This window comes from Roseicyclus sp. (assembly GCF_965662675.1).
Taxonomy (GTDB): domain Bacteria; phylum Pseudomonadota; class Alphaproteobacteria; order Rhodobacterales; family Rhodobacteraceae; genus Roseicyclus.
In genome coordinates, this window is the sequence record NZ_CBFIIK010000148.1 from 1 (window position 1) to 5,078 (window position 5,078).

Consider the following 5,078-nt stretch of genomic DNA (forward strand, 5'->3'; position numbering starts at 1 on the left):
GCGCGAGATAGTCGAGATCGATCTTGCCCGCCTTGAGCAGGCAATGAATCAGCGACAGGATCAAAAGCCCATCGGTGCCCGGCGTGATGCCGACCCAGTCATCGGCCACCGCGTTGTAGCCCGTGCGGATCGGGTTGATGCCGATTACCTTGGCCCCGCGCGCCTTCAGCTTTCCAAGCCCCATCTTGATGGGGTTGCTGTCATGATCCTCGGCCACGCCGAAAAGGAGGAGAAGCTTGGTCCGTTCCCAATCTGGCTGGCCAAACTCCCAGAACGCGCCGCCCATGGTGTAGATGCCGGCGGCGGCCATGTTGACCGAGCAGAACCCTCCATGCGCCGCGTAGTTGGGCGTGCCGAATTGCTGCGCCCACCAGCCGGTCAGCGATTGCGACTGGTCGCGCCCGGTGAAAAAGGCGAGTTTCTCGGGCGCGGTCTCGCGCAAGGGCGCCATCCATGAGGTGGCCGTTGCCAGCGCCTCGTCCCAGCTGATCTCTTCGAATTCGCCCGACCCGCGCGGTCCGACCCGGCGCAAGGGCGCGCGCAAGCGCGAGGGGGCGGTGACCTGCATGATCCCCGCCGCGCCCTTTGCGCACAGCACGCCCTTGTTGACCGGGTGATCGCGGTTGCCCTCGATATAAGCGACGCGGCCTGCCTTGAGATGCACATTGATGCCGCAACGGCAGGCGCACATGTAACAGGTCGTTTTGGCCGTCTGATCGGACAGCTTGGGCGACAGATCGACGGAGATGTCTTGGTGCCTCATCTGCCCTCCCCGCAGCCAAGGTGCCTGAGGCAGTTGTGACCGCCTCAGGGGCGGGATGCAATGGTTGCCGCCCGATCATCCGCTAGTCATGCCAATGTGTAAACCAAAGTTGACATATTTCCTCTTCGCCATGATACTCACCCTCGCCCGAGGAGATACCTCCAAAAATGCCAAAGGATCATCCCGCACCCGGCTTCAGCGTTCCCGTTCTTTCGGGTGCTGCGCGTCCGGGGCTTTGCACCGATTGCGGCGTCAGCCGCATCGGCGATGGACGTGCCTGTGGGACGGCCTGCCAGTTCATACAGCCGGATTATGCCTCTGCCGAGCATCGCGTACATGGCCGGGTGGCTGACCCCTCGTTGGGGGATGAGGCCTTCTTCGGCGTCACCCTCGCGATGCAACGTTTGCGGCTGACACCACCGGCCGAAGGCGCCCAGTGGAGCGGGATCACCACAGCACTTGCCGCCGATCTGTTGCGCCGCGGCAAGGTCGATGCCGTGCTGGCCGTGCGCGCCGACCCGCTTGATCGCTGGCGGCCCGAGCCGGTGATCGTGACCGACCCCGAAGCGTTGGCACAATGCCGGGGGATGCGTATGGGCTATGCGCCGACGCTGGCCGCGCTGGAACCGGCCGCCGCAGCAGGCCACAAGCGGATCGCCGTGATCGGCATTCCGTGCCAGGTCTATGCGCTGCGCCAGATCGAAGCGGAGCTTGGGTTCAAACGGATCTATGTCATCGGCACGCCGTGTTCGGACAATACCACGACCGAAAGTTTCCACGCCTTTCTCGCCTTGCTCGACCCCCGGCCCGAAACTGTGTCTTACCTCGAGTTCCGCGCCGATTACCGTGTGGAAATGCGTTTCGACGATGGTCGCCCCAATCGCGTGGTGCCGTTCCTGAAGCTGCCGATATCGAAATTGCCAGCCGATTTCTTTCCCATGACCTGCAAGACCTGTGTCGATTACACTAACCGCTTGGCTGATATCACGGTGGGTTACATGGGCGGGGATGGTGAGCAATGGGTCATCACCCGCAACCATCGCGGGGCCGAGATGCTTTCGGGTATCGCCGGCCGATTGGAAGAGCGCCCCTTGACCGACAAGGGCCGCCGCATGGGTGCGGTCAAAGGGTTTTTAGCCAATACGGCACGTGCGGCGGGTGGCTTGCCACTGCGTGCGATGCCCGATTGGGCGCGCCCCATCGTTGCGTTCCTGCAGCCGCGGATCGGACCCCGTGGTCTCGAATTCGCCCGCGCACGCGTCGAGATGAAGGCGATCGAGTCGATCTTGCATCTGCGCCGCGCCCATCCCGCGAGGGTCAAGAACATGATCCCGGACCATGTCTGGCGGGTGGCTGCCCGTTACGGCCTTGTGCCGGGCGCGCGTGAAACCCGCGGCGAGTGACCATCAACCAAAAAGTACCCTGGCGCGCATTTCCTTGACCTCGCCTGCGCCCTTTGGGGCGCAGCTCAGTTGGGAGGCGGCGTAGGGGGTTCGCCGTGGTTGCCATTGGCGCGGCTTGCAAGGGTCGCGGCCTCCGGCGGGGATATTTCAGAAACGGAGAAACATGAGGCCGGGTCCACCCCGACCATTTTTCGCGCGGTCGGGGCTTCTCCGTTTACGGTCATCGGCGTCCCCGCCTGTACCGCCCCGTCAGGCTCGCCGATCGCGGTTAACAAAAGGTTGAGAGCCTTCTTCGTTTCATAAATATCCCGGGGGAGGCGCGCCAAGGGCGCGTCGGGGGCAGCGCCCCCAATGTGCGTTCCGCGATCCCGAGATCAGATCATCCGGATCACGGATTTGTCGATCGCCAGCACATAACCGTGGCGCGCGATGTTCTTGACCAGAAGCTCGCTGACGATCTGGTTGCCGAGGCTGTCGCGCAGGCGTTTGATCCGCGTGGCCCCCGCGGCCTCGTCGGCGTCGGAGGCGTGCTTGCCCGCGACCATCGCCTCGATCTGTGCGCCGCTCAAGACCTCGTCATCCAAACGCGCCTCGGCCAGAACCGCGAGCGTTTCCATCGCCGCATCCGTCAGGTTGAATGCGAGGTTGTTGATCAGCACCACGCGTTCCTCGCGGCTGAGGACCAGCGACGAAACCTGAATGCCCTGGCGCTCGATCTCGCCCATGCGTCGGTTGAGGGTGACGATGGTCACGAGAAACACCAAGCAAGCAACAAGCAAGGCCGTGGCGAAGACCATCAGTACGAAGATCACCGCGCGGTAGCTTTCAAGCACCTGCGAAAAGGCGGTGCCGGTCTGGGCCATGATCTCCAGCACGCGTGTCGCATCGGGGTTGCGCACATCCATCAAGACGAACACATCGGCTACCGCGGCGTTGAACGCGCCTGCATCGGGCAGGTTCACGAAAAGCAGGGTCGCCGAAAGGCCGAGCACGCCGACCACGGCGAGGATGCCCACGGCCAGCACACGGCCCGTTGCCGTGCGGGTTTCAGAAACGGAGGAAATACGATCCGGCATCGGACCTCCTTGTGGCAAGACCATCTGATCCGAAAACCGATACGATCTGAAGCAGCTCCCATCCTGACGCGGCAAGCCGTGTCGCGACGATCGGGTGGGCTGCGTCCATGGTGCAGGCCGTATCTGGCAGATCGATAACACCGTAATGCAAACGCAAAGGGTTATCCATCTTGGCCCGATAATCGGCGTAGCAGGCATGGGCGGGCCCCGCGACCAGCAGGGAAAGGCAGGTAAGTGTAACGATGCGCGGCGACATGGGATCATCCATCGGTTGAACGCGTCCCCGACATTGCGGGGTTGTGGGATCAGGATGGCCATGCCGGGGCTGTCATGCAATGGCAGCGACCCGCTGATGCGATGTTATCCGATAGCGGTCGGGCGATATTGTGCGGCATTGCGCTTGCGGTCGAGATCTCGGGCATGGCGTCGCGACAGACGCTCATTGTCATTGATTGGAGACGTCTCATGTTCCGTAAACTTCACCCAACCCTTTCCGCCCTGGCCCTGAGCGGCGTCATCGCTTTGGGCGCTCTTTCGGCCAGCGCCGCACCAGCCCAAGCCGACAGCCGCGATGCGGCGCGTATTCTTGGCGGTGTCATCGCCCTTTACGCCATCGGGCGTGCCATTGAGCTGAGCCAGAATGATCGCGCACCGCGTCAGGCGCCGCATGTGTCGGTCATCCGCCCACAACCGCATGCGCCGGCGCATCCGCCCGCCCTCGTGGCACCTGCCCGTTGCTTCGTCGAGGGCCGCGATCGCAACGGTTCCTTCCGCGGCTATGGGCGGCGCTGCATGCAAAACAACACCGCCCGCCCCCGGCTGTTGCCGCAGGCCTGCCTGACCACGGTTCATACGCAGCGCGGCCCGCGCGAGATCTACGCCGGGCGCTGCCTTGCCAATAACGGTTGGGTGCGCGAGGCGGGCTTTCGGCCCTGAGCCGCGCGATCTGACACTTTAGCAATCACGGGCGGCCCGGCAGGGGCCGCTCGATCTTGTTCGCCGCACCATGCTGTGGGATGAGGGATCATGCCTCGGTCCATTCCCGATCTCAGCCATGAAGACGCCCTTGGTGGCGTGATTGCCGGTGTCGACGAGGCGGGGCGCGGGCCCTTGGCGGGGCCTGTCACCGCCGCGGCGGTGGTGCTGGACCCAGCCAATATTCCACCCGGTTTGAACGATTCCAAGATGTTGTCGGCGTCCCGGCGGGCGATCTTGTTCGATCTGATCCAAGCGCAATCCAGCGTCGCGATTGGTTGGGCCAGCGTGGGCGAAATTGATGCCCTCAACATTCGCGAGGCCTCGCTTTTGGCGATGCGGCGCGCGGTCGAGGGGTTGCCGATCTGCCCCGATACGGCGCTGATCGATGGCAATGCCTGTCCCAAGGATCTCCCTTGCCGGGGTGTCACGCTGATCAAGGGCGACGCCAAGAGCCTGTCGATCGCGGCGGCCTCGATCATCGCCAAGGTGGCGCGCGATCGGCTTATGGCGGGCTTGGCGAAAGACCATCCCGGATATGGCTGGGAGGTCAACCAAGGCTACCCAACGGCGGCGCATCTGGCCGCCCTACAAGATATGGGGGTCACGCCCCATCATAGACGATCCTTCCGTCCCGTACACAACATATTGCTATCGCAAGCCGCGCAACATATTGATTCCAAAAAATAAATTGACTGCGAATCACCTTTGAGCGATTCTGCCCCCGAACACCGCGAAAGCCCGTCAGAGGCGCGGAACAGAGGCAGATATGAAAACCAAGACAAAACCCGAGGCAGCGCAACTGCCGCTCAATACGATTCTGGCCGGCGATTGCATCGAGGTGATGCGCGGGCTTCCCGA

The 5,078-nt window shown here is 63.2% G+C and carries 6 protein-coding genes; 3 read left to right on the forward strand and 3 right to left on the reverse strand.

What is annotated here, in order from left to right; genetic code table 11:
• A partial coding sequence (locus ACTG4J_RS14610) for a molybdopterin-dependent oxidoreductase (RefSeq protein ID WP_439140470.1) occupies positions 1-763 on the reverse strand: 763 nt, incomplete at its 3' end.
• 167 nt (positions 764-930) lie between these two features.
• Between ACTG4J_RS14610 and ACTG4J_RS14615 the strand changes: the two genes are divergently transcribed.
• On the forward strand, positions 931-2,166 hold the full coding sequence (locus tag ACTG4J_RS14615) for a Coenzyme F420 hydrogenase/dehydrogenase, beta subunit C-terminal domain (protein WP_439140471.1): 1,236 nt from the start codon (positions 931-933) through the stop codon (positions 2,164-2,166).
• Positions 2,167-2,540: 374 nt separating this feature from the next.
• Here the strand turns inward: ACTG4J_RS14615 and ACTG4J_RS14620 are convergent, their stop codons facing one another.
• The gene (locus tag ACTG4J_RS14620) at positions 2,541-3,242 is read right to left on the reverse strand and encodes a winged helix-turn-helix domain-containing protein (protein WP_439140472.1); all 702 of its coding nucleotides are present in this window, start codon (positions 3,240-3,242) and stop codon (positions 2,541-2,543) included.
• A complete protein-coding gene (locus tag ACTG4J_RS14625) occupies positions 3,214-3,498 on the reverse strand; it encodes a hypothetical protein (RefSeq protein ID WP_439140473.1) in 285 nt (94 codons plus the stop codon). Before ACTG4J_RS14625 ends, ACTG4J_RS14620 begins: the two co-directional genes overlap by 29 nt.
• Before the next feature lie 209 nt (positions 3,499-3,707).
• Here ACTG4J_RS14625 and ACTG4J_RS14630 point away from each other — a divergent pair, with 209 nt between their 5' ends.
• Entirely contained in the window at positions 3,708-4,178 is a 471-nt protein-coding gene (locus ACTG4J_RS14630; protein WP_439140474.1) for a hypothetical protein, read from the forward strand.
• A 90-nt stretch (positions 4,179-4,268) separates the two neighbouring features.
• Positions 4,269-4,907 (forward strand): ribonuclease HII, encoded by a 639-nt coding sequence (locus tag ACTG4J_RS14635; RefSeq protein WP_439140475.1) that lies wholly within the window; start codon positions 4,269-4,271, stop codon positions 4,905-4,907.
• Positions 4,908-5,078 lie beyond the last annotated feature (171 nt).